Source organism: Rhizobium sp. Root1334 (genome assembly GCF_001426665.1).
In the GTDB taxonomy this organism is placed as follows: domain Bacteria; phylum Pseudomonadota; class Alphaproteobacteria; order Rhizobiales; family Rhizobiaceae; genus Pararhizobium.
The window spans coordinates 34,044-60,449 of the sequence record NZ_LMEY01000010.1 but is presented as its reverse complement, the minus strand read 5'-3'; the positions used below and the strand labels follow the sequence as shown (position 1 = coordinate 60,449).

Annotated in this window: 22 protein-coding genes and 3 pseudogenes; 20 read left to right on the top strand and 5 right to left on the bottom strand. The window is 58.0% G+C overall.

Going from position 1 to position 26,406, the window contains the following annotated elements:
- Both ASD36_RS30925 and dinB read left to right on the top strand, forming a co-directional pair.
- Positions 1–262, top strand: a pseudogene (locus ASD36_RS30925) (SOS response-associated peptidase); the annotation flags it as partial.
- Positions 263–339: 77 nt separating this feature from the next.
- Positions 340–1,488: a DNA polymerase IV gene (gene dinB / locus ASD36_RS13765; protein WP_244489835.1), complete on the top strand. Its 1,149-nt coding sequence runs from the start codon at positions 340–342 to the stop codon at positions 1,486–1,488.
- Positions 1,489–1,711: 223 nt separating this feature from the next.
- On the opposite strand, the gene ASD36_RS30135 is transcribed toward dinB, so the two are convergent.
- Both ASD36_RS30135 and ASD36_RS13760 read right to left on the bottom strand, forming a co-directional pair.
- Positions 1,712–1,858 carry a DUF1127 domain-containing protein gene (locus ASD36_RS30135; protein ID WP_082562816.1) on the bottom strand — a complete coding sequence of 49 codons (147 nt, stop codon included), beginning with the start codon at positions 1,856–1,858 and terminating at the stop codon, positions 1,712–1,714.
- A 558-nt stretch (positions 1,859–2,416) separates the two neighbouring features.
- Complete coding sequence (locus tag ASD36_RS13760) at positions 2,417–3,304, bottom strand: LysR family transcriptional regulator (protein ID WP_060511189.1); 888 nt, start codon at positions 3,302–3,304, stop codon at positions 2,417–2,419.
- A 98-nt stretch (positions 3,305–3,402) separates the two neighbouring features.
- Between ASD36_RS13760 and ASD36_RS13755 the strand changes: the two genes are divergently transcribed.
- The 5 genes from ASD36_RS13755 (at position 3,403) to ASD36_RS13735 (ending at position 7,551) form a co-directional block, all read left to right on the top strand.
- Entirely contained in the window at positions 3,403–4,635 is a 1,233-nt protein-coding gene (locus tag ASD36_RS13755) for an MFS transporter (RefSeq protein ID WP_164491965.1), read from the top strand.
- A gap of 62 nt (positions 4,636–4,697) precedes the next feature.
- Positions 4,698–5,804: an alpha/beta hydrolase gene (locus ASD36_RS13750; RefSeq protein ID WP_060511187.1), complete on the top strand. Its 1,107-nt coding sequence runs from the start codon at positions 4,698–4,700 to the stop codon at positions 5,802–5,804.
- 140 nt (positions 5,805–5,944) lie between these two features.
- Positions 5,945–6,418, top strand: coding sequence for a hypothetical protein (locus tag ASD36_RS13745; protein WP_060511185.1), 474 nt, complete (start codon positions 5,945–5,947; stop codon positions 6,416–6,418).
- Between the two features lie 18 nt (positions 6,419–6,436).
- Positions 6,437–7,135 carry a hypothetical protein gene (locus ASD36_RS13740; RefSeq protein ID WP_060511183.1) on the top strand — a complete coding sequence of 233 codons (699 nt, stop codon included), beginning with the start codon at positions 6,437–6,439 and terminating at the stop codon, positions 7,133–7,135.
- Positions 7,132–7,551 carry a cyclophilin-like fold protein gene (locus tag ASD36_RS13735; protein WP_082562810.1) on the top strand — a complete coding sequence of 140 codons (420 nt, stop codon included), beginning with the start codon at positions 7,132–7,134 and terminating at the stop codon, positions 7,549–7,551. Before ASD36_RS13740 ends, ASD36_RS13735 begins: the two co-directional genes overlap by 4 nt.
- 260 nt (positions 7,552–7,811) lie before the next feature.
- On the opposite strand, the gene ASD36_RS13730 is transcribed toward ASD36_RS13735, so the two are convergent.
- Positions 7,812–8,528, bottom strand: a complete 717-nt coding sequence (locus ASD36_RS13730) for a prolyl oligopeptidase family serine peptidase (RefSeq protein ID WP_244489834.1) — start codon at positions 8,526–8,528, stop codon at positions 7,812–7,814.
- 314 nt (positions 8,529–8,842) lie between these two features.
- Between ASD36_RS13730 and ASD36_RS13725 the strand changes: the two genes are divergently transcribed.
- From ASD36_RS13725 to ASD36_RS31455, 7 genes and pseudogenes are all read left to right on the top strand, one after another.
- Positions 8,843–9,787, top strand: coding sequence for a tripartite tricarboxylate transporter substrate-binding protein (locus ASD36_RS13725; RefSeq protein WP_244489833.1), 945 nt, complete (start codon positions 8,843–8,845; stop codon positions 9,785–9,787).
- Between the two features lie 56 nt (positions 9,788–9,843).
- A complete protein-coding gene (locus tag ASD36_RS13720) occupies positions 9,844–10,317 on the top strand; it encodes a tripartite tricarboxylate transporter TctB family protein (protein ID WP_060511174.1) in 474 nt (157 codons plus the stop codon).
- An 11-nt stretch (positions 10,318–10,328) separates the two neighbouring features.
- A complete protein-coding gene (locus ASD36_RS13715; protein ID WP_060511172.1) occupies positions 10,329–11,828 on the top strand; it encodes a tripartite tricarboxylate transporter permease in 1,500 nt (499 codons plus the stop codon).
- 83 nt (positions 11,829–11,911) lie between these two features.
- Entirely contained in the window at positions 11,912–12,796 is an 885-nt protein-coding gene (locus tag ASD36_RS13710; protein WP_060511171.1) for a GntR family transcriptional regulator, read from the top strand.
- Between the two features lie 141 nt (positions 12,797–12,937).
- Positions 12,938–15,556 carry an aconitate hydratase AcnA gene (acnA, locus tag ASD36_RS13705; protein ID WP_060511169.1) on the top strand — a complete coding sequence of 873 codons (2,619 nt, stop codon included), beginning with the start codon at positions 12,938–12,940 and terminating at the stop codon, positions 15,554–15,556.
- A gap of 248 nt (positions 15,557–15,804) precedes the next feature.
- Positions 15,805–16,103 (top strand): annotated as a pseudogene (locus tag ASD36_RS31460) (DUF892 family protein); the annotation flags it as partial.
- Positions 16,104–16,190: 87 nt separating this feature from the next.
- Complete coding sequence (locus tag ASD36_RS31455) at positions 16,191–16,490, top strand: hypothetical protein (protein WP_060511167.1); 300 nt, start codon at positions 16,191–16,193, stop codon at positions 16,488–16,490.
- Positions 16,491–16,916: 426 nt separating this feature from the next.
- Here ASD36_RS31455 and ASD36_RS13695 read toward each other — a convergent pair whose 3' ends face one another.
- Positions 16,917–19,262, bottom strand: coding sequence for a PBP1A family penicillin-binding protein (locus ASD36_RS13695; RefSeq protein WP_082562808.1), 2,346 nt, complete (start codon positions 19,260–19,262; stop codon positions 16,917–16,919).
- 279 nt (positions 19,263–19,541) lie between these two features.
- Between ASD36_RS13695 and ASD36_RS30115 the strand changes: the two genes are divergently transcribed.
- The 6 genes and pseudogenes from ASD36_RS30115 to ASD36_RS30110 all read left to right on the top strand — a co-directional run.
- The gene (locus ASD36_RS30115; protein WP_082562807.1) at positions 19,542–19,991 is read left to right on the top strand and encodes a BA14K family protein; all 450 of its coding nucleotides are present in this window, start codon (positions 19,542–19,544) and stop codon (positions 19,989–19,991) included.
- A gap of 311 nt (positions 19,992–20,302) precedes the next feature.
- Positions 20,303–22,276 (top strand): OmpA family protein, encoded by a 1,974-nt coding sequence (locus ASD36_RS13685; protein ID WP_060511163.1) that lies wholly within the window; start codon positions 20,303–20,305, stop codon positions 22,274–22,276.
- Between the two features lie 161 nt (positions 22,277–22,437).
- Positions 22,438–22,773, top strand: a complete 336-nt coding sequence (locus ASD36_RS13680; RefSeq protein WP_060511162.1) for a hypothetical protein — start codon at positions 22,438–22,440, stop codon at positions 22,771–22,773.
- Positions 22,774–22,976: 203 nt separating this feature from the next.
- Positions 22,977–23,225: a DUF982 domain-containing protein gene (locus tag ASD36_RS13675; protein WP_060511160.1), complete on the top strand. Its 249-nt coding sequence runs from the start codon at positions 22,977–22,979 to the stop codon at positions 23,223–23,225.
- An 804-nt stretch (positions 23,226–24,029) separates the two neighbouring features.
- Complete coding sequence (locus ASD36_RS13670; RefSeq protein ID WP_060511158.1) at positions 24,030–24,707, top strand: hypothetical protein; 678 nt, start codon at positions 24,030–24,032, stop codon at positions 24,705–24,707.
- 281 nt (positions 24,708–24,988) lie between these two features.
- Positions 24,989–25,725: pseudogene (locus tag ASD36_RS30110) on the top strand (ABC transporter ATP-binding protein); the annotation flags it as partial.
- A gap of 68 nt (positions 25,726–25,793) precedes the next feature.
- Here the strand turns inward: ASD36_RS30110 and ASD36_RS13660 are convergent.
- Entirely contained in the window at positions 25,794–26,213 is a 420-nt protein-coding gene (locus ASD36_RS13660; protein WP_060511153.1) for a hypothetical protein, read from the bottom strand.
- Between the last annotated feature and the right edge of the window lie 193 nt (positions 26,214–26,406).

The window sequence follows — 26,406 nt, the reverse complement described above, 5'->3', positions numbered from 1 at the left end:
GAAGGGCGTGCGCAAAGTCAGGGATGGCGAGCAGGAATACGAACTCTTCGGATTTCTGACGACCTCGCCCAACGAGATTGTCTCGCCGATCCATCAAAAAGCCATGCCCTCCATCCTGACCACGCCTGAAGAAGTCGAGACCTGGCTGACAGCACCGTGGGATGAAGCCCGCCACCTACAGCGTCCGCTCCCGGGCAACATGCTGGTGATCGTGCCGCCACAGGCAAAACCGAAGCCGGACGAGGAAGGTCTGTTGCTTTGATCACCAGCACAGAGCACGACCAGAGCAGTCAGACGCCTGTACACCAAATCCCGGCTTATCCTGTGGGAACTGACGTCATGAGGAGCGTGCAGCCCATGCGCAAAATCATCCATGTGGACATGGACGCATTTTATGCGTCGGTCGAGCAGCGAGACAACCCGGAGCTACGTGGGCTACCATTGGCCGTCGGCGGGTCGGCGGCACGCGGCGTTGTGGCGGCCGCAAGTTACGAGGCAAGAGCCTTCGGCGTGCATTCCGCCATGCCGTCGGTCACGGCCAAACGGAAATGCCCAGATCTGATTTTTGTGCCGCCGCGCTTCGAGGTCTATCGGCAGGTCTCGCAGCAGATCAGGGAGATTTTTGCAGAGTACACGCCGCTGATCGAGCCGCTGTCGCTTGACGAGGCCTATCTCGATGTGACCGAGAACCTGAAAGGTATGGACATCGCCACGGAAATCGCGCTGGAGATCCGCGCTAAGATCAAGGCGGTCACCGGCCTCAATGCCTCTGCCGGCATCTCCTACAACAAGTTCCTGGCGAAGATGGCGAGCGACCTGAACAAGCCGAATGGCCAGGCGGTCATTACGCCGAAGAACGGCCCGGGTTTTGTCGAGGCCCTCCCCGTCAAGAAATTCCATGGCGTGGGGCCGGCCACGGCCGAGCGGATGAAACGGCATGGCATAGAGACCGGGCTTGATCTTAAGTCGAAGTCCCTCGCGTTCCTTCAGCAGAACTTCGGGAAGTCCGGTCCTTATTTCTACGGCATTGCCCGTGGGATCGATGAACGCCGGGTGAGACCCGATCGCATTCGAAAGTCTGTTGGCGCCGAGGACACGTTCGTTGAGGACATCGACGATTTCGATCTGGCCAAAGCCGAGTTGCGGCCGTTGGCCGAGAAGGTCTGGCGGTATTGCGAGGCGCACGACATCACGGGAAAGACGATCACCGTCAAAATCAAATATTCAGATTTCAGTCAGGCGACACGCAGCAGGACCGTGTCGGGACTCGTGTCCGACGTCGACATGGTCTTGGAGAATGCTGAAACCCTGCTCGCCTCGGTGTTCCCGTTCAAACGGTCTGTACGGCTATTGGGGATTACCCTGTCATCGCTGAACACTGAAGAGAGCGGGTGCGGCAGGCTTTTCGAAAAGAACCGAACAACGGCTGGGAGGAGGAGTGCCGCTGTTCCGACAGACGCCCCTTGGGAGGAGGAGTGGGCCGTCTGAAATCGAAGCTCTGCGGGAGGAGGTGCATCGCTTCGATGAAAACAAGGATACCCATTCTCGCCGCACATTAAATAGACTTTGCTGCAGTGCAGCTATGCGGAAAATGCACGACCTCATCCTGACGAAAGAAATCTCCAACTCAGGGCTTCGTGGCAGGCCAGATACAGAAACGCCCGCGTCATCAGCGGGCGTATTGTCATTCAGGTTTGCTTGGAAACAGCGCTTAGCGAGCGACCGACTGGCGGGCAACGCTGAGGATGTCGGCGCGATTGATACCGAGGTCCTGCAGTTCGCGCGAGCTCATGCGGCCAAGTTCGGTAACGGTCTGACGATACTTGCGCCAGTTGTTGAAGGAGCGTGCTACGTTCACGATCATCCCCTTTCGTGAGGTCTCTTGACGCCAGCAACCTTGCTTTGGTTCCAACGTCGTTTCGATGAGTAGAATATAGGCCCTCCGACGCCCGCAGATAAGGCACAAGGTCTCAGGTCGGCCATGCGCTCAAAGCATGGGTCCAATCAGAGATGGGCTTAAGGGGGCTATCAGGCCCGGAACCGGTCGAAGGCAGTGAGGCGTTTGATGGGCGGATCGGCGTCTGGATAACGGTAGATTTCACCTAGCCAGCCAGGTTTGCAATCGCGAAGTTTCACGCGGTGACAGCTCTTGGGCGTTGGGCAGAAGCGTCCGAAACAGGAAAGGGCATACCAGCTGTAGCAGAAACTGCGAAAGCCGTTCGCCTCCCGCAAGACCGGTCAAAAGGGTTGCCGCAGGAGGTTTAGCATAGCGACGGCAACGCCGGAAACCGGGACCGACAGCCCCCGGCGCGCGGGTCTGCTCTTAAACCAGCGATTGCCGCAATGACGCTTTAGGCGCGTTAGACGCGTTAGACGGGAACGGCTTGATGGGAATATAACTCTCGCGCAATTCACCTCAAATACGGAGAGCTTCCACAACGACCCTGAACGCCGGAGAATTCTGTCGTCTGCTTGGATAGTAGAGGTAATAACCTGAGAACAGCGGCGTCCAGTCATCCAGTACCTGCACCAATTTTCCAGACACAAGCTGCCGTTCAACGAGGTTTTCGGGCACGTAGGCAATACCATAGCCCTGAACGGCCGCATCGATCATCGCGTAGGACGTGTTGAAAGTCAGTTGGCCTTCGACACGGACGCGCAGTTCCCTGCCGTCCTTCTCGAACTCCCAACTGTATAGCCCTCCCAGGTGCGACTGCCGATGGTTGATGCAGTCATGACCGACCAGATCCTGCGGCGTTTCAGGCAACGACCGGTTGGCGAAATACCCCGGAGATCCGACGGCGATCAGTCGCCAGTCCGGCCCGATGCGGACGGCGATCATGTCCTTGTCGACGCTCTCGCCAAGCCGCACGCCAGCATCGAACTTTTCTTCCACGATGTTCCGAAAGCCATTGTCGCTGTTCAGCTCGACCTTGATGTCAGGGTAGTCCCGCAGCACCAACCGCAATTTCGGCCAGACAACGCTTTCCAGCGCGTGGTCGGAAAGCGTGATCCGCACTGAGCCGGACGGCGTGTCCCGGATTGCCATCAATTCGTCGATCTCGGCTTCGAGCTCTTCTATGCGGGGCGCAAGAGAGCGGATTAGCCTCTCGCCTGTCTCGGTAGGTGAGACGCTGCGGGTGGTGCGCGTCAAAAGGCGCAGCCCCATCCGGGCTTCGAGCTTCTTGATCGTATGACTGATCGTCGATTGCGACGTACCGAGTTTCGCGGCCGCTTTTGTGAAGCTCCGCTCCTCAGCCACTGCCAGGAACCAGAGCATGTCGTTGAGATCTTCCCGCTTCATGGTTACCTCCAACCGTCATTGATTGATGTCATAGATCGATAAGTCCAAGCGAATTGCAATGGCTAATCTTCGGACTCCCCTCGGCATATATTGCCGCCATGACACAGCACGCTCTCACACGATCTGACTTCAACAATCGCGAAATTGAGCCTGCGGCTGCGAGAGCGCCGACGTCTCCCGTCCCGATTGCAGCCTGGGGCGCAGTCATCTCGATGGCCCTGTGCGTATCCGTCCTGATCGCATCGGAGTTTATGCCCGTCAGCCTTCTCTCGCCAATCGCGGCAGAATTGGGCGTGACCGAGGGTCGCGCCGGTCAGGCGATCTCAATCTCCGGCATCTTTGCTGTCCTCACCAGCATTTTCGTGGCAGGGCTGACGCGGCGATTGGACAGGCGGCTGGTTCTCGCGTCGTTTTCACTAATCCTGGTGATCTCGGGAACGATCGTCACATTCGCCCCGAACTATCTCGTGCTGATGATCGGCCGGGCGCTGCTGGGCATCGCCATCGGCGGCTTCTGGTCGATGTCGACTTCGATCGTCATGCGGCTGGTGCCTGAGGATTCCGTGCCGAAGGGGCTTGCGATGCTGAATGCAGGCAATGCCATCGCGGCAACGATCGCGGCACCTTTAGGAAGTCTGCTTGGCAGCTACATAGGCTGGAGAGGCGCGTTCTTTGCCGTCGTTCCACTGGCCCTGCTGGCTCTCGTCTGGCAGTGGATCAGCCTGCCATCACTGCCTCCTCGTCGCAACGAGCGCTCGTCGAATGTTTTTCGGTTGCTTCTCCGCCCCCCGGTGGCGATCGGCATGGCCTCGATCATGCTGCTCTTCATCGGCCAGTTCGCACTGTTCACATATCTCCGCCCATTCCTGGAAACCGTGACGTCTGTCTCGATCTCGACACTGTCTCTCCTGCTCCTGTTGATGGGCCTGGCGGGTGTGGCCGGGACCACGATCGTCAGTCATTTCCTTCAAAAGCGATTGTTCGTCATTCTCGCTGCAATCCCGCTAATCATGGCCGTCATTGCATTGGGGCTGATCGCATTCGGATCGTCCTCGACCATCACCGCAATCCTCCTGATCGGATGGGGTCTGTTCAGCACCGCCGCTCCTGTCGGCTGGGGAACCTGGCTTAGCCGGACCATGCCCGACGACGCGGAGGCAGGCGGCGGGCTGCAGGTGGCGACCATCCAGCTCGCAATCACTCTTGGCGCTTCTATCGGCGGCGTCCTGTTCGACGGCTCCGGCTGGTGGACCACTTTCCTGTTCGCCGCGGTTCTGCTGGTCGGCTCATTCATTTTCGCCATCGCCGCCTGGCGGTCCACACGCCGATGAAACGCGGCGGTCACTCCCGCCAGCTCAATTTCCGTCGCACCACCACTCAAGGAGACATGCAGATGACCAACCAAAACCAAGACGACACGCAGACCTCGACGACCGGTATCGACCGCCGACATCTTCTCAAGATGACGGGTGCCGGCGTCGCGGCCCTTGGGGCGATGTCCATTTTCAACATGACAAATGCAAAGGCTCAAGACATGTCCAACGGCGCGTCAAATTTCTACACCAGTGACCGGGTGACCCTGCAGAAGGTCACGTTCAATACCCAGTACCAGACGAATGTCGCCGGCAATCTCTATCTTCCCAAAGATCTGGACCGTGCGACGAAGAACCCGGCAATCATCGTCGGTCATCCGATGGGTGCGGTGAAAGAGCAGAGCGCTAATCTCTACGCCACCAAAATGGCGGAACAGGGCTTTGTCGCGATGTCCATCGATTTGCCGTTCTGGGGAGAAAGCGAAGGGCAATCGCGTAACCTGGTTTCCCCGGAAGTCTATTCCGAGGCGTTCAGCGCCGGTGTCGATTTCCTTGGTTCAAATGCTTTCGTTGACCGCGCCAACATCGGTGCAATTGGTGTCTGCGGCAGTGGCAGCTTCGTCGTCAGCGCGGCCAAGATCGACCCACGTATCAAGGCCGTCGCAACCGTCAGCATGTACGATATGGGCTCGGCCTTCCGTGATGCGCTCAACCACTCCCAGAGCGTCGAGCAGCGCAAGGCGTTCATCGCCGCAGCAGCGGAACAGCGCTGGGCAGAAGCAGATGGCGCCCCTGTCCAATATGTCGGCGGCACCACTCTGGAACTGACAGCCGATACAGATCCAGTGCAGCGCGAGTTCTTCGACTTCTACCGGACGCCGCGCGGCGAGTTCACCCCAGCAGGCGCAACGAAGCAGACGACCACCAAGCCGACGATGAGCAGCGTGGTCAAGTTCGCGAACTTCTACCCGTTCAACGATATCGAGACGATTTCTCCGCGGCCGATGCTGTTCATCTCGGGCGACCAGGCGCACTCGAAAGAATTCAGCGAGGACGCCTACAAGCGTTCTTCCGAGCCGAAGGAACTGGTCTGGGTAAAGGGAGCCGGTCACGTCGACCTCTACGACCGTGTCGATCTGATCCCGTTCGACAAGCTGAAAGGCTTCTTCGATCAACACCTCGCTTGACCGGTAAGCGGAATGGGGCCGCGGGAATTGCTCGGGGCCTCAGTCCTTCCATCGGTCACGGCCAACTCGAGAATATGCGTACGCATGGCGAGGCAGAGCGTGCGACAGCCGCTAATCGATCGGTACAAGGGATCAAAACAATGAAGATCTTTCGCTGGTCCGGCTTGATGGCCCTTCCCTTCCTGATCGTTCTGGCAGGCTATTTCGTGGTCGAAACCGAGCTATCGCCGACGAAAGCACGCGCGGCGTCGAACTCGGTGACCTTCCCGCCTCTCGATCAGCTCGAGCATTACACGACGGTTCGGCGGGGGATCACCCGCGAGCACATGCTGACAAGCCCTGAAGCCCTCGCGGCGCTCAAGGCCGGGCAGCCTGTTCCCACCGGCACGCATATGGTTCTTGTCGACTTTCAGAGCGATGTTCTGACGCGGTATCTCGTCGGACAGAAGATCGGTGATGGCACCGATCAGTGGGAATACCAGTGGTTCTGGCCGGATCAGACCGTCAAAGCGGACGAGAATGTCGCTCGCTGTTATTCCTGCCACCGGTCAAAGCAATCCGAACATTTCATGTTCACGTTCGATGGAGCGATCTCCGATGACGATGCGCTTTGATGGCAGCGAGGCGTCGCCATGCTCCGGCTAGCAACCGACCGTCTTCTTCTTCCCGCCAGTATGGCAGCGCTTTTGTTGCTGTCGCTCGCCTACTGGTGGCTCGACAACGGCCCGCATGAGATTTTTGGCACGGCTATGTTCGGACTTTTGGCATGGCACCTCTACACCAACAGGCGTTGGTTCCTGAAACTTCGTATCGGGCGTTATGACGCCCGCCGCTGGGCAGTCGCGGTGATGCATACCTGGCTCGCGATCAACATTGCGGTGCTGTTGGTGACCAGCGTGCTGATATCCCGCTCGGTGCTGAGCTTCATCCAGTTCACGGATAATATCAGCGTCATCGAGTTCCACTGGTTCTCGGCCTATTGGGTGGCAATGATCATCGCCGTTCATGTCGGCAGCCATTGGACGCGTGTGATGGTCACGGCAGCAACAGTGTTCAGGCTCTCCCCGTCGCGAATCAGGTGCGGCGTGCTCAGACTTGTTGCGATGACCTTCGTAGCTCTTGGCGCCTGGAGTTTCGCTGTCCTCGGCGTCTCGACGAAGCTAATGTTTGGTTACAGCCTGGATTTCTGGGACTTCACGGCGTCTGTGACCCCGTTTTTCGCGCACTGGACTGCGGTCGTCGCAGGTGTCGCGGTACTTTCACACTACTCGTCGGCTGGTCTGATGTCAGCCCTAAAGCTTCGTTCTCAGTCACAGAATGGTGGAACATGAAACGTCTGACAGAAACATCGATGATAGCCGCTTTGCTCACACTAACGCTTGGAGGAGCCGCCTTGGCGCAGGACCGCATTTCGATTTCATCCGAGTGGGGCAACGTCACGGCCGAGCTGGCCGACAACGCGGCTGCTCGCGCACTTGCCGACATGCTGCCATTGACGATCGAGATGGACGATCATCTGCGCCAGGAAAAGACGGGCAACTTGCCGGCGGCACTGCCGGCCGCTTCGCGACAGCGGGAATTTTCTGCGGGGACGCTTGGCCTTTGGAGTTCGGGGGATTTCGTCATCTACTACCGTGATGGACGCGTACCGTCGCCCGGCATCGTCATTCTGGGTCAGGTCCAGGGCGATGTCTCGATCTTTGACCGATCCGGAACCGTCACTGTCAGCATAGGTAAGGCTCCCTGAATCCGTTGCAGGGTGGCGATACTCTCAAGCGCACATGCTGCGCCCGATTGATGGGATGGGCGCATACCCGCGAGGACATTCTGCGCGCGGTCGATATCTTTCGCTATGGCCTGCCGCCCGACAAAGGGGTGGTAGGTACCCTGCCTGTCGTAAAAAAGGAACGACCGCTTTAAGTTCGCAAGTCCGGTTGTGTGACCTATAGCACTGCGGGCGCCAAGTCGACGCCCCCGTTGCGCGGTACGCAGAAAGGATTTAGACACCTACTGTGGCGCAACCTCAAGGCGCTGTTTAAGAAGCCAATCCCAAAGCTCCGGATCATTTAAGGCGGCCCACTCGACGCCCGAGTGGTCCACGCCCTCCAGAACGCTCAAACGAGCATTCCGCTTTAGACCCACAAGGCGTTCGTAAAGCACGACTGAATCCGACAAGGGAATGACGTCATCGCTTGTGCCGTGGAAGACCCAGAAGGCCGCCTTTTCATTTGTTCTGCTCAGGTAGTGGCGATTTCCGCCACCAGCGATCGGAACGAAAGCGGCAAACTTCTGGGGAAACTGTTCCGCCATCGCCCAAGTGCCGAAACCGCCACGGCTGAACCCCACGACATAGACCCGCGTGCGATCGACGCGATACTTCGACATGACCTCGTCGAGAGCCGCCTCCACTTTCTCGATCGGAAATAGCAGTTCTTCACTCGGGTTTTGCGGCGAAAACACCAGGAAGGGGAATTTCTTCCCATCCTCGATCAATTTCGGAATGCCGCTCGATCTCACCTTCTCGATATCTGTCCCGCCCTGATCGCCGCCGTGAAGCCACACGACTAGCGGATACGCCTTATCGGACGACGCATAGTCGTCTGGCGTGTACATCAGATAACTGAGATCGTTCTTTATGCTTGTGCTCGACCTCACTGCCAACTGCTCGGCATGCGTCAGTCCCGCACTGTACAGGCCGCATACGGCCGCAAAGACCAGCACCATGATGTTCCGCGTCATTCGATCACCTCCTCCGCGATGTTCGGCGTGTAGGCACATCAAATGGAACACAGGTACCAAAACTCAAGCTTTGGCCGCCAATTGGAAGGCAAACCGTCGATCCCATCGTATCCCGCTATCGCTTGAAACAAACTCATGTCCCACCGCGAAATTTGGAAATCCGTCCGTCCCGGATAAAAACTCGCCTCATCCCATATTTACTTTTATAGTTATATAATGCAAATTCTGCGCACGGCTCAGGAGGTGAGCCTTACCAGCAGGAGGAAATCGCTGTGCGCAATTATTTTAAACTCGGACTTTTGGCCGCCGTCGTCGGCGGCACTTTAGGTTTTGGAACGCTGCAGGCTTCGTCGCAGGATCTGGAACTGACCATCATGGCGCCCGCCGGTGCCGGTGGCGGATGGGATTCGGCGTCCCGCTCGATGCAGGAAGCCATGATGGCGAGCGGCAATGCGAAGAGCGTGCAGGTCATCAACGTCCCCGGCGCAGGTGGTACGGTCGGTCTTGCCCAGTTCATCGGCTCCGCGAAGGGCAACCCTAGCCAACTTCTCGTCGCGGGCATCACTCTCGTCGGCGCAAGCATCTCCAACCAGTCCCCGGTCGATCTGACCCAGGTCACCCCGATTGCCCGTCTGACCGGCGACCCGCTCGTCATCGTCGTCCCGAAGGATTCCCCGATCAAATCAATGGACGATCTGCTGGCTACGATTAAGAAGGACGTCGCGACAACTATCTGGGTTGGCGGATCGGCTGGCGGTGCGGATCATATCCTCGCGGCACTCGTAACCAAGGCAGCGGGTGCAGACCCCAGCAAGATTAACTACGTCGCCTATTCCGGTGGCGGCGAGTCGCTTGCAGCGATGCTTGGTGGTCAGGCGACCGCAGGCGTGTCGGGCTACGGAGAATGGGAAGGCCAGATCAAATCCGGCGACCTCAGGGCATTGGCGATCTCATACCCGGAACCGATCGAAGGCATCGAGGCAAAGCCGTTGAAAGGGCAGGGACTTGATATCGAACTCGTCAACTGGCGCGGTATCTTTGCGGGTCCTGGCGTCGAAGGCGCCGATCTCGATGCGCTAAAATCTGCTGTCGAGAAGACCGTGAAGTCCGCCGAGTGGCAGGCAATCCTGAAGACCCGGGGCTGGACCGATTACTATGCGCCATCCAATGAGTTCAAGGCCTTCATCGGTTCGGAAACCGAGCGTGTGAAGACCATCCTGACGTCCATCGGTCTCGCAAACTAACCTGACGAAGTGCGCGGAAGTCGCCGAGTGCCGCTTCCGCGCGCGACGAGGACAAAATGACCCAGAAAACTCTTCACATCCCCAACCGTCCAACGGCGGTGATCGCTGTCGTCCTGTTTGCCATCGCGTTCATCACTTACTGGGATGCCAGCCATATGAAGGTGCGGGCAACCTACGGGATGAGCGCCAGCGCGGCGTCTTATTTCGTGGCGCTCCTTTTCGTAGCGCTTGCCATCGGCCACCTGATCAGCGCCTTCAAGCCATCGGACATCGAAGTCGAGGCCGCGGACTGGATGGCTGTCGGCTGGATCGGTTTTGCTCTTGCAGGGTTGATCGGGTCGATCTGGCTCGGTGGCGGCTTCATCCTGGGCTCGACGCTTCTCTTCGCGCTGACCGCGCGGGCGTTCGGGCGCAAGGCCCTTCTCGTCGATCTCTGTCTCGGAGCGGTCATCGGGGTCCTGGTTTTCCTTCTCTTCAATAAGCTCCTGACGCTCGCGTTGCCGCAAGGCCCGCTTGAGCGGCTCTTCTGAGGACGCCCCTGATGGATACTTTTTCCTTTTTGATTGATGGGTTCGCGCTGGCTATTCAGCCGGCGAACCTCATCTACGCCGCCATTGGCGTTCTTATTGGAACGGCCGTCGGTGTTCTCCCAGGTATTGGCCCGGCACTGACGGTAGCACTTCTGCTTCCCGTGACCTTCAAGCTGGATCCTGGAGGTTCGATCATCATGTTCGCCGGAATTTACTACGGCGGCATGTACGGTGGCTCGACCACCGCGATTCTCCTCAACACGCCTGGCGAAAGCGCATCGGTCGTCACCGCGCTCGAGGGCAACAAGATGGCACGGGCAGGACGCGGGGGGCCGGCACTCGCGACTGCGGCCATCGGTTCGTTCGTGGCCGCATTGATCGCTACAGCCGGGTTAGCGGTTCTTGCGCCATACCTCGTGAAGATTGCCGTCAAGTTCGGGCCCTGGGATTATTTCGGCCTGATGCTGATCGCGTTCGTGACGGTATCGGCAACATTCGGGTCATCGCCGCTGAGGGGGCTGACCAGTCTGGCCTTCGGTCTCTGGCTCGGACTGATGGGGATTGATCAGTTGACCGGGCAGGCTCGCCTGACATTCGGTGTTCCGGAATTGCTGGATGGCGTCGAGGTGACAACGCTCGCGGTTGGTCTGTTCGCGATCGGTGAAGCCTTCTTTGTGGCGTCCCGTCATCTATACAAGCCCGAGAAGCCTATCCCAGTGAAGGGATCGATCTGGATGACCAGAGAAGACTGGAAACGTTCCTGGAAGCCATGGCTTCGCGGTACGATCATCGGCTTTCCCATCGGCGCACTTCCGGCGGGCGGCGCCGAGATCCCGACCTTCCTGAGCTATACGATCGAACGCAAACTGAGCAAAAATCCGGAAGAATTCGGCCACGGGGCTATCGAAGGCGTCGCTGGTCCGGAGGCTGCAAACAATGCGTCCGCCGCCGGCACGCTGGTTCCACTGCTGACGCTTGGATTGCCGACGTCTGCAACCGCTGCCGTCATGCTCGCTGGCTTCCAGCAGTACAACATTCAGCCGGGCCCCTTGCTGTTCACGCAGCACGCCGACCTCGTCTGGGGGCTGGTCGCCAGCCTGTTCATTGCCAATGTCATGCTGCTCGTTCTCAATCTGCCTTTGGTCGGAATGTGGGTGAAGCTCCTCAAAATTCCGCTGCCCTGGCTCTATGCAGGCATTCTTGTGTTTGCTTCGATGGGTACGATTGCGGCGAACCCCTCGGTGACGGAACTGCTGCTCCTGACGGGTTTCGGCGTCGTCGGATTTGTGATGCGCCGCTACGACTATCCCATCGCTCCGGCGGTTGTCGGTCTGATCCTCGGGCCCCTCGCAGACAGTGCCTTGCGTCGCTCCCTGCAGATGAGCCTTGGCGATCCGATGATCCTGCTCCAACACCCGAGTTCGGCCATCATGATCGGCATTGCCGTCGTTGCCTTGGTCGCTCCGTTCGTATTCAGAGGTCTCTCAAAGTTCCGTCAAGACGAGGATTGATGGCGCAAATCTGTTTGACTGCGCCGGGCGGCGCACATCACTGTGGTAAATTCTACTGAAAGAACAGGACGCACGGAAAAGGCATGGCCAGGAACAGTCTCTCACCCCGGATCAGTACGGACATCATCGAGTTCGTGAAATCCAACGCTATGCGAAAGGGAGATCATCTGCCTCTGCAGATGCTGGCCGATAATTTTCGTGTGTCCCGAGCTCCGATCATGAGCGCTCTTCAAAAACTGGAAGAGAGAGGCATTGTGCGAGCCGAGCCGAACCGCGGATATTTCCTTGCTGTGAACGGCGAGGCAATCGACGATCTTGAGTCAGAGAATGGCCAGGCTGCCGAGGGCGACGATGCGATCTATCTCAGGATCGCGGACGATCGCCTGTCCGGGAAGTTTGCCGAGCGCGTCAGCGAAAACGAGTTGATGCGCATCTACGAAGTGCCACGAACCAGGCTGTTGAAGATCCTTCACCGGATCGCCGACGAGGGCTGGATCGAGCGGCTTCCGGGGAACGGATGGTCGTTCAAGCAAACCCTCATGTCGAGGAAGAGCTATGAGGAAGGCTATGTCTTCCGTGCCGTGATCGAGCAGCAGGCGATGCTGCTGCCGACGTTCCAATCGGATGCGGACGGTTTTCGAAGAGCGCGCGAGACACAGACGGAACTTGGAAACGGCGGATACGAACATTGGTCGCGGGCCGAGATCTTCAAGGCCAATAACGACTTCCATGAAATGCTTGTCGCCTGTTCCGGAAACGAGTTCTTCCTGGACGCGATAAAGCGGATCAACAAATTGCGACGTCTCCTGGAGTACCAGATCACCATCGATCGCAGCCGCCTGCCGAAACAGACGGCAGAGCATCTGCATATCCTCGATCTTCTCGAGAGTGATCGACGATCAGAGGCGGCGGCCTTTCTCTACACCCACATCATGGGCGCCAGCAGGATCAAGACACCGAAAGTGTAATCAGGAGGGGACTGACAGGCGAAACCGCGCTGCCACAGGGATATTACATTTTGTTATGATAAAATGTGATTTGTAGATGCCCTTTGCGACTTCGTCCTTGACAATCCTGTTCCAAAACGGACATGCGATGAGAGATTTGAGATGACGATCATATCGAAACTCACGGTAAACGAGGTGGCGTACGACGTCATCGACCTGCCAGCAGAGGTTGGACACCAGCTTCGGTCGCTTCCATACATTCAACGCATCCTGTTGGAGAACGTTCTTCGAACAGCAGGTGAAGATGCTGCGAGAGCAAAGGCTGCGATCATTGACTGGCTTGCGACGGGTTCGAGTGAATTGGAGATCCCGTTTCTTCCCAATCGTGTCATGATGCACGATACCACATGCGGTCCTGCACTTGTGGACATCGCCGGAATGCGGTCGGCTCTTGCAGAGGCGGGCTATGATCCCGCGCTTCTCAATCCCGTTGTCCCGGTGGACGTCTCAACGGACCACTCCCTGGCGGTCGATGCCTTTGGCGGCTCTGAGTCGCTCGAACTCAACATGAAACGCGAGTTCGAGCGCAATGCTGAGCGGTATCGCTTCATGAAGTGGGCGACCAATACGCTCACCGGGTTTCGCGTGCATCCGCCCGGTACCGGCATCATGCACACGCTCAATCTCGAACGCCTCGCGACGGTCGTGTCGACCATCGAGAAAGATGGTCGTCTCTGGGCGGCGCCCGACACATTGATCGGTACCGACAGTCATACACCGATGATCAACGGCATCGGCGTCCTTGCATGGGGCGTTGGCGGGCTGGAAGCGGAAAGCGTGTTCTTCGGCATGCCTGTCTCGCTCCGCGTGCCTGATGTGGTGGGCGTCCGGCTGACGGGTATTCTCGGAGATGGAGTGCTTGCGACCGATCTGGCGTTGACGGTAACCCATATCCTTCGAAAGATCGACCTTCAGGACAAGTACGTGGAATTCTACGGTCCCGCAGTGTCGGCGCTGACGGCTGGCGACCGATCGGTGGTTGCAAACATGACGCCTGAGTTTGGTGGCAATTCCGGCTATTTTCCGGTCGACAGCCGCACGCTTGATTACCTTCGGGCAACGGGTCGAACGCCGGAACAGGTCGAGCTTGTCGAAGCCTACACCAAGCGCGTGGGTCTTTGGTTCAATCCGGACGAAAATCCGCGCTACACGCACGTGGTCGAGATCGATCTGTCGGCGATCGAACCCAGCCTTGCCGGACCTACGCGTCCTCAGGACAGGATCTCGTTGGGAGAGACTTCTGCAGCGATCTGGTCGATGAAACGCGGAGCAGTCGCAAGTACCGACACTTCGGAACCGAACGATGGTGCGGTCGCCATCGCGGCCATTACGAGTTGCACCAACACGTCCGATCCGCGACTGGTTATTGCGGCAGGTTTGCTAGCGCGAAAAGCGAGGTCATACGGTCTTCTTCCGGCGCCTTGGGTGAAAACGTCCCTCGCGCCGGGATCACCGACTGCAGAAAGATATTTGCGGCGTTCTGGGCTGCTGACGGATCTCGAAGCGGTCGGATTTGGGATCGTTGGCTATGGGTGCACGACCTGCATTGGCAACTCCGGACCATTGACCGAGCCGATCGCCCTCGCGATGAAGGACCGTGGAATCCTTCCGGTCGCCGTCCTCTCGGGAAATAGAAACTTCCCCGGTCGCGTACATCCGCAGATCGAGGCCGGGTTCCTTGCTTCGCCTCCACTTGTCGTGGCGTTCGCGCTAGCGGGAACTGTGGAGCTGAATATTTTAACCGACCCGATCGGGCAAACGGCTGATGGGCAGGCCGTGACCCTGTCGATGTTGTGGCCCACGAGCCAGGAAATTGACGAGGCGGTAGCGCTTGGGTCCGATGCGGTGGATTTTAAGCCAGCCTATGATGAAGCGGAAGCCAGCAAGGCCTGGCGCGATCTCGAGGCGCCGGCGACGACGTTGTTTCCATGGGACGAGACGTCGACCTACATCCGCAGGCCACCGTTTGCTGGCTTCGGAAAAGGCAGCTTGCTCGGAACGTACGATGCGCATCCGCTGATCGTTGTCGGTGACGACATTACGACGGACCATATTTCGCCAGCCGGGGCGATCCGGGCTCAGAGTGAAACCGGCCGATATCTCATCGAGCGAGGAGAAGTCCCGACCGATCTTAATGTCCACGCCTCGCGACGTGGCAACTGGGAAGCGATGGTTCGGGGGTTGTATACCAACCGGACCGTTCAAAATCTTCTCGGCGGCGAAATACCTCCAGGATCGACGATCCATGCGCCCTCAGGCGAAATCCTCCCGCTCTGGTCAGCCGCCAATCGCTACGCCGAGAGCGAGCAGTCCGTCGTGATTGTAGCCGGTGAACGCTACGGCATGGGATCGTCGCGAGATTGGGCAGCCAAGGGAGCCTCCCTCCTCGGCGCACGCGCGGTCTTGGCTGTAAGCTTCGAAAGGATTCACCGATCCAATCTCATCGGCATGGGTATTCTTCCAATGAGACTGCCGGAGGGTTTGGGACCAGATGAACTCGCTCTGAAGTCAGGTGACCTCATCGAAATACATGCCAACGCAGGCCTGATCTCGCCGCGTTGTCCGATCGACGTTGTCATTAAACGATATGGGGGTGTAGCTACCACGTTCAAAGCGGTCGCGGCGATCGAGACGGCCGCTGAGGTCGACACATTGAAGGCGGGCGGAATTTTGCCGCTGATGTTGAAGAACTTGGTCGAATCTCAACGCAGCACGATTTAGCGCGACATCGCGCCACCGCAAAGGTCGATTCTAGCGTTCTGGACGGTCTTCCCACCACAGACGGAAAAACAGCGCAGTCATTGATTTTCGTCTTCGAGCTGCAAGATATCCGTCATCTCATCGCTGGCTGCCTCGGTCGCCGTTTGTTGGTTTTCACGCGGGGCAGTTCTCAGTGGAAACCAACACCCAACAGGAGAACCACATGGCTGAGAAGACACTCGACGACCTGTTCCTCAACACCCTCAAGGCAGCAGGTGTTCGAAATCGTCGTCAAGGCAGCCGGCGGTAAAACCTGCGAAACGATTCAGGGCATCATCGCCGAGGGCGAAGAGATCATGGAAGAATACAAAGGCTCGCGCTCGATGCTGGCCTAATTTCCTCGGCACAGGCTGTTGAGCACTACGAGTTCGCCCGCTACGGCACTTTCAACTAGGGCAGAGCTGTTGGCTACACCGAAGCCATCGCGCTGCACGATGACAATCTGCAAGAGGACCTTGCGACCGATGCAATCCTCACCCGACTGGGCGAAGCTTCTGCGAACCGAAGGGTGCATAAAAGAAAATCGCTTGATACTTTATCGTACAATGGAAGCGCAAGGCCCGCCCGGGCGAGCCTTTTTGTCTGTGAGGTATCCGTGAGCATAGAAAGCCGTCGGTCAACGATCCAAAAGCTGATCATCAGCGAGGGCATCGCTGGACGCCCGATCGAGGATGACGCCGAATTCTTGTCGCTGGCGGAACTTTGGGTCCACCGCGAAATCGACATGATGGAAATGCGTAGGCTGTACGAGGGTGTTCGGGAAGAACGGCGTCGACGAAAGTTAGGTGCGGACACTACACCCGCCCTTGACCCCACCGTGAATGAACCGCCACCATCGACTGATGAAGTGTTGGCTGAGATCGCGCGGATCACACGAGCCAGTGAGAAACGGTGATGCCCGCGAACTTCCTTTCTTCCCGTGCGCTGCTGGTGGCCTGGATTCGGTGAGCGTTTGAACTCGGGAAGATCGAAAGCAGCACGATGACGGCGTTTGACACAAACTCGGTCTGCCACTTCTGCAAGCGTCGAACCAGAACCGCCGCAGCCCATGTGATCCATCGTTGACGTCGCGTGCTGTCCATGCATCATGGCTTCGGCGTTTTCCGCCTCCTCTTGGAGGTCTCATGCGAGCGCCGAAAGGGGCCTGGTTTTGCTCTGCCGCCTGGCCGGTTTTTACTCCGGCGTTGAAAACGAGGTTTGGGGGTTCGAGTCTTCGTATCTCTCCACGGGCCAAATTTTTCCGCCATGTCCAGTGCCCACGGATCTCGAAAGGTGGGCTGGTGGACGAAATTGTGCGTGTGCATTTGTAATCGCCACAACGTTATTTCTCGCAGATTTGCCTTGGTCCTCGATACGGCTGATAGCTGCAGTCTGAAACGCGGAACGAGCGATAGTTTTGTGAGCAGGCGGGAATATTACACGACTGCGCTTCTTCGTTTCCGCCGGTGATATCACCCGTCCCGAGGTCGGGGTTTGTTCTCGGCTCCGCAAGGCCGACTTGCATGAATTCCCTCCATATCCGAGCGGGAAGGTCGCCACCGGTGACGCCCTTCATTGGCCCTCCATCGTCGTTGCCCACCCAAACACCTGCAACCAGTGGCTCCGTGAATCCGACAAACCACGCATCCCTATTGTTCTGACTGGTGCCTGTCTTGCCAGCTGCAAAGACGCCCGGGGATGCCACACGTCCCGTGCCTCGTTCCACGACCAACTGGAGCAACGTGACCAGGTACTGCTGGTACTGGGAAATATCCACCGAAGGTTTGATCTGTGGTCCGATACGGAAAGCGCGCGGCTGCGCTTCCGCCTGAAAATCGATGACGCCCCAAGGTACAATCGGGGAACGTCCGGCGCGCACGGATGCGTAGGCTCCTGTCAGGTCAAGCAGATTGACCTCCGAGGCGCCCAGAGCAAGTGCTGGACCTTTGGCCAGAACTGCATCAATTCCGAGTTCCTTGGCTGCGGCTGCGACGTTATCGATTCCGACCTCTTGTGCTAGGGCAACGGTGGCGGCGTTGAGGGAACGAGCGAAGGCTTCCGCAAGGGTTACGCGGCCACGATATCTGCCGCTCGAGTTTTCCGGCGACCAGCCATCGATCTCGATTGGGCGATCGTCAATCCGATCACCGAGAGTGAAGCCCTTTTTCAAGGCTGCATAGAATACGAATAGCTTGAACGTAGACCCTGGCTGCCGCATGGCGGCGACAGCGCGGTTAAACTGGCTGGCTTTATAGTCGCGTCCGCCCACCATCGCGACAACTGCTCCATCGGGCGTCATTGCGACCAACGCGGCCTGCGATACCCCGCGCGTCACTCCCTCTTCATCAAGGGCGCGTTTTACTGCGGCTTCTGCGGCTTGCTGCAGACGGGGTATCAGTGTCGTCCGGACCGTCATCGAGCCGGGGGACGGACCTGCTATTTCACGCGCCTGTCCTGAGACCCAATCGGCAAACCAACTGCCCGCGCGAGGCGTCGGAGCGGTGACATGGAGCGCAGCAAATTCGGCCTTCGCCGCCTTGGCCACATCTGGCTTCAGTTTGCCATTTTCCACCATCGCGTCTAGCACGGTTGTCGTCCGTTGCCGGGCGCCGTCGAAATTATCGATCGGGTTTAGCTGGCTCGGTGCCTTCAAAAGACCTGCCAACATGGCGGACTCCCTGATATCGAGGGCTTCGATATCCTTGTCGAAATAGATTCGTGCGGCAGCAGGCATCCCAGTCGCGCCAGCACCAAGATAAACAGAATTCAAGTATCGGGTAAGGATCTCTCGTTTGCCCAGTTTCCATTCCAGCCAGAAGGCGATAACCACCTCCTGTATCTTGCGCTTCAGTGTCCGGTCGCTTTCCAGGTAAAGGATCTTGATCAGTTGCTGGGTAATCGTGCTGCCGCCTTGCACGACCTCACCGGCCTGGAAATTTCTGACTAACGCGCGTGAGATGCCCCTTAGATCTATACCATAATGATCCAGAAACCGCCGATCCTCAATTGAGAGAACAGCATCGACCAGGTGTGGCGGAAACTGTGCGTATCGTGCCAGCGGTCCCTGGAAAGGACCCTGCCGCACTAATGGCTGCCCGTCCGCGGTCACGAGCACGGTGGTTGGCTTCAGAGTTCCATCGGCTATTTCCCGCCACGGGACGTCCTTCAGCGCCAGGAATAGAAGGCTGGCCGAAACCAAAAGAAAGCCTAGCAAAACCAACGTCGAAATAGCGCGCCAGGAGCGCCATCTCACGCGTTTGAAAAGCTTCTTGAAGGACAGTTTTACGGGAAGCAGAGCCCGTATCTTTGCTGGACGTACCGAAAGGCGTGACAAGAAAACTTCACGTCTCAGGCCCGGCCGCGAGGTATTGAGATTCTGAGATTGTTCCTTGAGATTTCTTAACGCGTGTAAAAGCCAAGCCGTCGTGCGCCGCCATATCGTCCCAACATCATGGCGCAGTGCAGATGCGAGTTGCTGAACTGCTGGCCGGCTTCGTCCAAAGGGTGGCCCCAGATCCTCTTTCGCGGTGGAAAGGATGACTGCATCGGTTGGTTGCGCAGATACCTCAACGTTCGCGGGCTGCGACTTTTCGGCTTCATCAGGACCTGTTTGCGGAGTATCCGCCTTCCCGGAGTCAGGCGCTCCGCGACCACGTTTTGGCTTTGAATCGTCCTCGGTGCCGGGCATTCATATCGCTTTCATGTCTCCTCATCCAATCTAGTGCCTAATGCGCGTGAGGGAAGGCATGCAGTTCTGCCATGATCTTTTTTCGTGACCAACGCGGGATTCGTTTCGGCTCGGGTCGAGCCCGGCGATTACCAGGTAGCGGGCATCGGTCGATGCCACACCGGACTAAGGTCTTGTGTCGGAAGCGCAAAGGTCCCGGACGCTGGATTTACGGAACATAGGCGGAGGTGGGTCGTTCAAGTGGCGGTGAAGTAAACGGCATATTGAAAGGCTAAAACGATGCAAATATTAGGTTTGAATATCGCGCCCCTCGCGCTTTCGGTCGCAATGTTCGCGACCTCATTCGCGCCCGCAGAAGCTTTTACGGGACCTCGGTACACTCAAATCGCTCAACTCGGGCAAGATGTTGAAGTCGTACAATATCGCCGACGCGATGGTGACTGGCGCAGACGCGACGGATTTTACCGGCGTGGGAATGAGGCTTACTACAACGGCCACCGTGGATATTACGAACGTCGCCGCGGGTATCGTCGATATAACGGCGCATGGTTTCCGCTGGGTGCATTTGCCGCCGGCGCCATTATAGGTGGAGCGGTTGCAGATCGGCCGGTGCGATACGGAGGCAGTCATGTGGAGTGGTGCGCCAATCGTTACCGCAGCTACCGAGCCTACGACAACACTTATCAGCCCTACAACGGGCCGAGGCGCCTGTGCAATTCCCCATATTGAACAGCATCAATCTGCAAAAGACGAGGAACGGCCGGGGAATGAATTCCGGCCGTGGAATGCGTAACAAAGAGATTCCGGACCCCGTGCTGCTGACGCGTTAATCGGTGCTCGTCTTCTCCGACATTTAGCCTCGAAGTCGGTGCGCGGTTATCGACACACCTGGGTGTTTCCCGTCACCACGAGATTGATCGCGAGCGTTGGATGCCGCCAATCGTGGGTGAGCTTTGTCAACGCAGGATATTTTCAAGGATCACGAACGAAGAAGGCTGAAGGCCTGTGGTCTTAACCAAACCTCTGAAGAAGGAAATATAATGACCATTCGATCCAGACTTTTTGCGACCGTCGCATTTCCGATGCTGATGATGTCTGTCGGGGTCCAGCCTGCTCTAGCAGACAGCCTGATGAAGCCGTTTGAAGTCGCGCAGGAAGGCGGCATCTCAAAGGACGGCGGTGAACAGGCACCGGAGGAACTGTTGCGCAAGAAGCGCAAGCAAGGTGCCGAACAGTCCCAAGAGGAGCCGGCTGCCGAGGACGGTGAGCCGAGCCGCGCTGAGCCCAAAAAGCGCCAGCGGCCCGAGCAGCAGCAGGAAGCACAGCCGCCTGAAGAAGAACAACCGAGCCGTGCCGAGCGGAACAAGCGCGAGCGGGCGGAACAGCAACAGCAGGAAGAAATCCAGTCCTCCGGCGAGAACGACGTAGGCAAGGCAGCTGATGAGAAGGCCAAGGCGCCTGCTGAGCGCGCGAAGTCTCAAAATACCGACCGGCGACAGCAGGAGGAACCCCGGCCTGCAGCCGATGACGAGGCGGCCAAGACTGCAAAGGAACGGGCGACGGCACGTCCCGAGCGCCAGAAGCGCCAGGATGCAGAAGGCCAGCAACAGAAGGATGCTCAGCCTTCCAGTGAGAAGGAGGCTGCTCAGAAGGCTGCCGAAGAAAACCGCCGTATTCGCGCCGAGCAGAAAGCCCCGGCCAAACAAGAAGACGGACAGCAGCCGGTGGCTGAAGGCGATCTGCGCCCGGCAATTGATGCCGATGCGACTGAGACTCGCCCCAAGCCTATCCCGGACCTCGTCGATCCGCGCAGCAATGAAGAAAAGCAGAAAGTTGCCCGCGATCCCGCAGCTTCCGACGATACGATTGTGCTGCCCGTCGACAACGGTGCCGCTGTTCTCGACAGCGACAAGGATGCCGACAACGCCGACGGCGATGCCCGCGAAACGCGCCGCAAGCAGCGTGAGCGAGCCCGCGCAGAGGAAGAGAATGTCGAGGTTCCGAAATCGGATGAGGAAGCTCAGTCGCGCCTCAATGACCGTAGTCCAAGCCGCGAGGAATTGGACGGAAACATCAAGGAAGAAGGTCGCCGTGTCGATGGCGTTCCGGAATTCAACGCAAAAGACTTGATTGATGCCTTTACCGGCAACGACGGCCGCCCGCCGCGGATTAACGACAGCCGCGACAACAGGGTGGTTCTCGATTTTGGCGACCAGATCATCGTGCGGGGCGACGACCGTCCGCGCCTACGCCTCAACGCCCGGGAAACCTATTATGAAGAACTCTCACGCGGGCGGTCCCGCGAGGTCATCCAACGGCCAAACGGTATTCGCATCGTGACGATCTATAATCGCTACGGCGATATCATGCAGCGTTCACGCATCGATCAGGACGGACGCGAGTATCTGATGATCTATGCGCCCGAGACCGACAACGATCCACGTCCGCCACTTTACGATGTCGGCCTGGACCTGCCCCCGATGCGCCTGCGCGTGCCGGTTCGCGACTACATCATCGACACGTCGAGCGAGCCCGATCGTGACTACTATGACTTCCTTGCGGAGCCGCCGGTGGAACAAGTCGAGCGCACTTACTCGATCGATGAGGTGAGAAACTCCGCCCGTATCCGTGACAAAGTGCGTCGTATCGATCTTGATACAATCACCTTTGCCACGGGCAGCGCCGAAGTGCCAATGTCGCAGGCGAACACCCTGCGGAAAGTTGCAGACGCGATGCTGCAGGTGATCAAGAAAGATCCCGGTGAAACCTTTTTCATCGAAGGTCATACCGATGCGGTCGGTGGCAACGAGCCGAACCTTGTACTCTCGGACGAACGTGCCGAATCGGTCGCCTCTCTGCTGACCGAAGTCTACGACATCCCGGCTGAAAACCTGGTGACGCAAGGTTATGGCGAGCGCTTCCTCAAGGTCCGCACAGAGGAAGCCGAACAACAGAACCGCCGGGTGACAGTCCGTCGCGTCACGCCGCTTGTGCGTCCCGTAGCCCAGAATTAGGGAGGCATTTTACCGGAGGCAACCGCGAAACATTCCCTTGAGATGGAACGGAATGCTCGGTGTCCGTAACCTGCGCTGCAGGACGGGCACCGTCCACCAAAGGTATTTTACCCAGTCGGCGAGGGAACAGGATTGACCCCTTAGAATTCAAGGAGGAACACATGCATATCGAAGCCCCGAAACTATGCGAAAACCATCCGGATCGTGACCTGCAATTTCAGGAGTGCATAGAACGCATTATGCAGGAGATCATCGCCGAAGCGACAAGAAAAGGGTGGGAGTCGGTCGAGACGGTGCAGGCCATGCAAGAAGTACTTATGAGATTGCGCCTCGGCTTTGCCGGAGGTCTGGATCCGGAAGATCCAATGAACATGGCGCCCCAGCCATATTATGATGGCCAAATCGAACGTTCGACCCTTCTAACACGGTCGTCAATTGTCGGGGTACCTTCTCTGCAAACTTCTTTGAGGCGTGAGCGACATCTCCCTGAAACCTAGAAGTCAGGGTTCGCATCGTGGACCTGGTATCAATCCAAAAGGCCGGCAGTCTCAAAGCGTCTACCGATTTGCATTTGTCCATGTAACGGACGATGTCTCCGGAATCCGAAACCGGCGTTCATGGCGACGATGAAACACGCTCTACGAGTCTCGTGAGGCGCCGAGCTAACTATGCTGGAAGCAACTGGATAAAGGAGTGTTTTATGAACACAACGATTTGGGATGCAAACGTCGAGGTAAAAAAAGAGTGCGAGGATCATTTTGACGTCGTCCGAAATCCGCGCCAGGCTCTCGCCTACCTGTTGTCGCAATGGCCGGAGGGCAAAGGAGCCAGCCATGCCAATGCCCGGCGCGCGTGCCTGGGTGCTCTGGCGGGAACAAACACGAACGCCGAAGCCCGCGCTGCATTTGAATTCGCTGCGCGTGACGCTGGCATTCTCCGGCAGAACTGACGGCGGACCTCTTGTCCGCGTGTTTGACTCACGATCGATGCTGACAGCGTCAAGCCAGTGTGGCTGGGATCGCCGCCGTCACCCCCCGCGAAAAGACGCAAGGTTATAGCAGCCCTTCCTCAAGGTCCGGACACGGGAGGCCGAGCACCAGAACCGCTGGGTGACAAATCCGTCGCGTGACGCCGCTGCTCCGCCCCATGGCCCAGGATTAGCCATCATCGACCCCCCACTGGTCATTTCCTTCGCTGATGGCGAGACGGACAAAGCTCATTGCGCATCGTTCTTCAGCAAATAGGAACGACGTAGCTTCAGCGGCAAATCCCTAACGGCCCTAGCCCCGTCGCCGGCGCGACACCATCGCCGTTGCCGGTTTCTGGGAGACGCGCTTGGAGCCCTCTCCTATTGCTGTTGCGATCGGGCGACATTGACGCTCGGACAGGCCGAAAAAGAGCTGTATCAGACCATAATGACGATGGTTGGCAATGCCGTTCAGTAACCGTCGACGACTGGCAACACTTCGCCGGTGATGTAACCGAAGTATCGTGGCGATGCGCGGAGGACAAATGCGGGGGGCAATCTCTTCCGGGTGCGCATCGAAAGCACCGGTGCCCCGGTGGATGATCAGTGGCGCGCCTTTTCCTTTGGATGCGTGCCGGACCTTTGTGGAAAATCGACCAGACCTAGGTCCTAGACACAACAGTAATGGTCTGGGGCCGGTAGAACCGATCCCCCGCACCAACTAGTCTCACACTGAAGGTGACCCGTCCTTACAGAGTGGGTCGCGAAAGCTGAATGGAGAGACTTATGTCTATCACGAAAATAATCGGCCGTAGCGTCGTCGCGTTGACCATCTCGCTGGCCCCAGCCGCAGTCGCTACATTTGGCATCACAGGCGTAGCCTACGCAAAAGATGGCAACGGTAACGACGGCGGAGGCGGACGTGGCAACGGCAACGGAGGAGGCCGCGGCAGTAGCGCGAGCTCCGACCACGGTAAATCGGGTGACGCCCGCTCAGATAAAAAAGGAAAGGCTGACCGCACCGACCGCAATCCGACGCTGAAGTCGCTTTTCACATCCGGAAAGAAATCCGACAAAGCAATCGAGGCGGAAAAATCGGTAAAGACGGTCAACGTGAAGGCGGCCCACTCCAACACTGCCGGAATAAACTCGCTCAACCGCAACTATCATGCATATCTGAATTCGAATGATCCTCGCATGGCGGCGGTTTCAGCCTATGCAATCGCCTATGCGGAGTTTGAAGCCGAGAATGGCACCGACGTTGTTCCGACTAATCCGGCCTTGAGCGACGAGGCATTGCGCGACGCGCTCGCCAGCTTCACGAAGGACGGTGTTGTAACCGACTACGCTCTGGATAGGGCCAAGGATATCCTCGGTGTCGGACCCGAGTTTGGCAAGATCGATCAAATCCGCGACACACTTCCGGAGCCGGCGCCCCATGCCGAACTGGATACTGCGAACTAGAAACTAATGTGACCAGACGCTGATCAAGCTGCTCGGGACAAAGTTCGGCCGAATTCGCCCGACAGTCTCAGGGTCCGCCTCAACGCTTTACATGTCTCCACGACACAGAAGACGGGAAATCCAATGAGCGGCCAGAACGGCACTGGCGAGTGGGCACTATCGAGGAGAGCGTCTGATAAAGGCTGATCGCCGAGGGGTGTCTATGCCGAATACACGGGACCGGCAGTTGGATGGGCTTCGGGCCATTGCCGTCACGGTGGTGCTATACGCACATTTTTCTGCTGCTGCACTCAGCTCTCCTTCTGGCGGCGGTCGTGATGGCTGTTGGAGGTGAGCGTTCCGGTCATCGTGGCTTTCGTCGCTCTGCTCTACCGGTTGCAGCCGCACATGCGTGCCATGCATCTGGCGTGGAGCCAAATGCAGGGTTGGAGCGGCTCTCTTGAAGAGGTCTGATGGCTGTTGGATGCCTCCGACAAGCCGCCGCCGCCGGCAGGGACGAGTCGGCCCGGGGCTTACACCAACAGATCAAATTCGACCACGTAACCTTCAAATATCCCGGCTCAGGCGAGCGACCGGTCGTGCTGCGTGCCGCCACGTTTGAAATCCGCCCGGGTTGCTCGACTGCGATCATCAGTCGATCAGGTGCCGGGAAAACGACGATCGTCAATCTTCTGTGTCGGTTTGTTGAGCCCGATCAGGGACATATTCTCGTTGACGGGATACCGCTGGACAGAATCGATCCCACGAAGTGGCGGCGCCAGATTGCCCTTGCCAGCCAGGATCGCGAACTGGTGGATGGGACCATTCTGGAAAACATCACCTATGGCCCTAAGATCAAGGGCCGGCCGCCGCACCACCATCGTGATCAGCCACCACCGTAGCACGATCTCGTTCTGCGACGAGGTCGTCATTCTCAGTAAAGGCCGCGTAGCGAACCAGGCTCCTTTTGCCGAATCGCCCGAGCATGGATCAGCTCCACGAGCACGAAAAGACCGAAACCCGCCTTGCTATACGTTAATGTGTTGCAGTTACGGGATGCAGGCTTTGTGGCGGGGCAGACCGGGCGTCCTTCGGTTTTAGAACTGTTCACCCGGCCAGGACGGCGACAGGGCTTCTCGGTCGCAAAATCGCAGGCTTTGCATGCCGGCGATAGGTTTTCTGGGTCGAGTAGACAGAGGTGCGTTCCGGGTTGGCCTTCGCCTTCACTTTACAACTGCCCAGCTCCGTTATGAAGCGCCACAACGCCTCGTCGATTGCGCGTTGGGCATCGGCCAGAACCCCGGTACTTCTCCTGCTGTACCGTAAACAGCTATAGTTGACCGCGTTGCTTATCGCGACATCGGCAAAACGGCGACAGGCAGGCGTGGCTTCCACCAGCCGCAGGGCCGTCCGGATGTTGATGGCAAAAGCCAGTTCGAATTCGATCGCAGTAAACTCCTCATCGAGGGACGTTGGATGGATGCGCTCAAGGAAGAGACACCAGGACGGATCGGCTTTCATCAGCATGACTTGCTCCGGTTTTTTTGCCATTCGGGGTTATATTGGCCGATATCCAACCCGCGCGCCTTAGGCTTTGGTCGTATGCGGGCGGCGACATTAGTCCAGGGATCGAGCTCGGCGGTGCTCCAGGTCCGGCTGACACGAAAGTGTCAGCGGATTCCAGTCCCAGGAAGGGTGTGTGTTCAAAAGCGATGACCTG

Coding starts and splice junctions, on each gene's coding strand:
- ASD36_RS30115 (WP_082562807.1), top strand. CDS start 19,542: ATGCAAATATTAGGTTTGAATATCGCGCCCCTCGCGCTTTCGGTCGCA.
- ASD36_RS13750 (WP_060511187.1), top strand. CDS start 4,698: ATGACCAACCAAAACCAAGACGACACGCAGACCTCGACGACCGGTATC.
- ASD36_RS13675 (WP_060511160.1), top strand. CDS start 22,977: ATGAACACAACGATTTGGGATGCAAACGTCGAGGTAAAAAAAGAGTGC.
- ASD36_RS13745 (WP_060511185.1), top strand. CDS start 5,945: ATGAAGATCTTTCGCTGGTCCGGCTTGATGGCCCTTCCCTTCCTGATC.
- ASD36_RS13685 (WP_060511163.1), top strand. CDS start 20,303: ATGACCATTCGATCCAGACTTTTTGCGACCGTCGCATTTCCGATGCTG.
- ASD36_RS13695 (WP_082562808.1), bottom strand. CDS start 19,262: ATGCCCGGCACCGAGGACGATTCAAAGCCAAAACGTGGTCGCGGAGCG.
- ASD36_RS13715 (WP_060511172.1), top strand. CDS start 10,329: ATGGATACTTTTTCCTTTTTGATTGATGGGTTCGCGCTGGCTATTCAG.
- ASD36_RS13720 (WP_060511174.1), top strand. CDS start 9,844: ATGACCCAGAAAACTCTTCACATCCCCAACCGTCCAACGGCGGTGATC.
- dinB (WP_244489835.1), top strand. CDS start 340: ATGAGGAGCGTGCAGCCCATGCGCAAAATCATCCATGTGGACATGGAC.
- acnA (WP_060511169.1), top strand. CDS start 12,938: ATGACGATCATATCGAAACTCACGGTAAACGAGGTGGCGTACGACGTC.
- ASD36_RS13670 (WP_060511158.1), top strand. CDS start 24,030: ATGTCTATCACGAAAATAATCGGCCGTAGCGTCGTCGCGTTGACCATC.
- ASD36_RS13660 (WP_060511153.1), bottom strand. CDS start 26,213: ATGCTGATGAAAGCCGATCCGTCCTGGTGTCTCTTCCTTGAGCGCATC.
- ASD36_RS13760 (WP_060511189.1), bottom strand. CDS start 3,304: ATGAAGCGGGAAGATCTCAACGACATGCTCTGGTTCCTGGCAGTGGCT.
- ASD36_RS13710 (WP_060511171.1), top strand. CDS start 11,912: ATGGCCAGGAACAGTCTCTCACCCCGGATCAGTACGGACATCATCGAG.
- ASD36_RS13680 (WP_060511162.1), top strand. CDS start 22,438: ATGCATATCGAAGCCCCGAAACTATGCGAAAACCATCCGGATCGTGAC.
- ASD36_RS13735 (WP_082562810.1), top strand. CDS start 7,132: ATGAAACGTCTGACAGAAACATCGATGATAGCCGCTTTGCTCACACTA.
- ASD36_RS13740 (WP_060511183.1), top strand. CDS start 6,437: ATGCTCCGGCTAGCAACCGACCGTCTTCTTCTTCCCGCCAGTATGGCA.
- ASD36_RS13730 (WP_244489834.1), bottom strand. CDS start 8,528: ATGGTGCTGGTCTTTGCGGCCGTATGCGGCCTGTACAGTGCGGGACTG.
- ASD36_RS13755 (WP_164491965.1), top strand. CDS start 3,403: ATGACACAGCACGCTCTCACACGATCTGACTTCAACAATCGCGAAATT.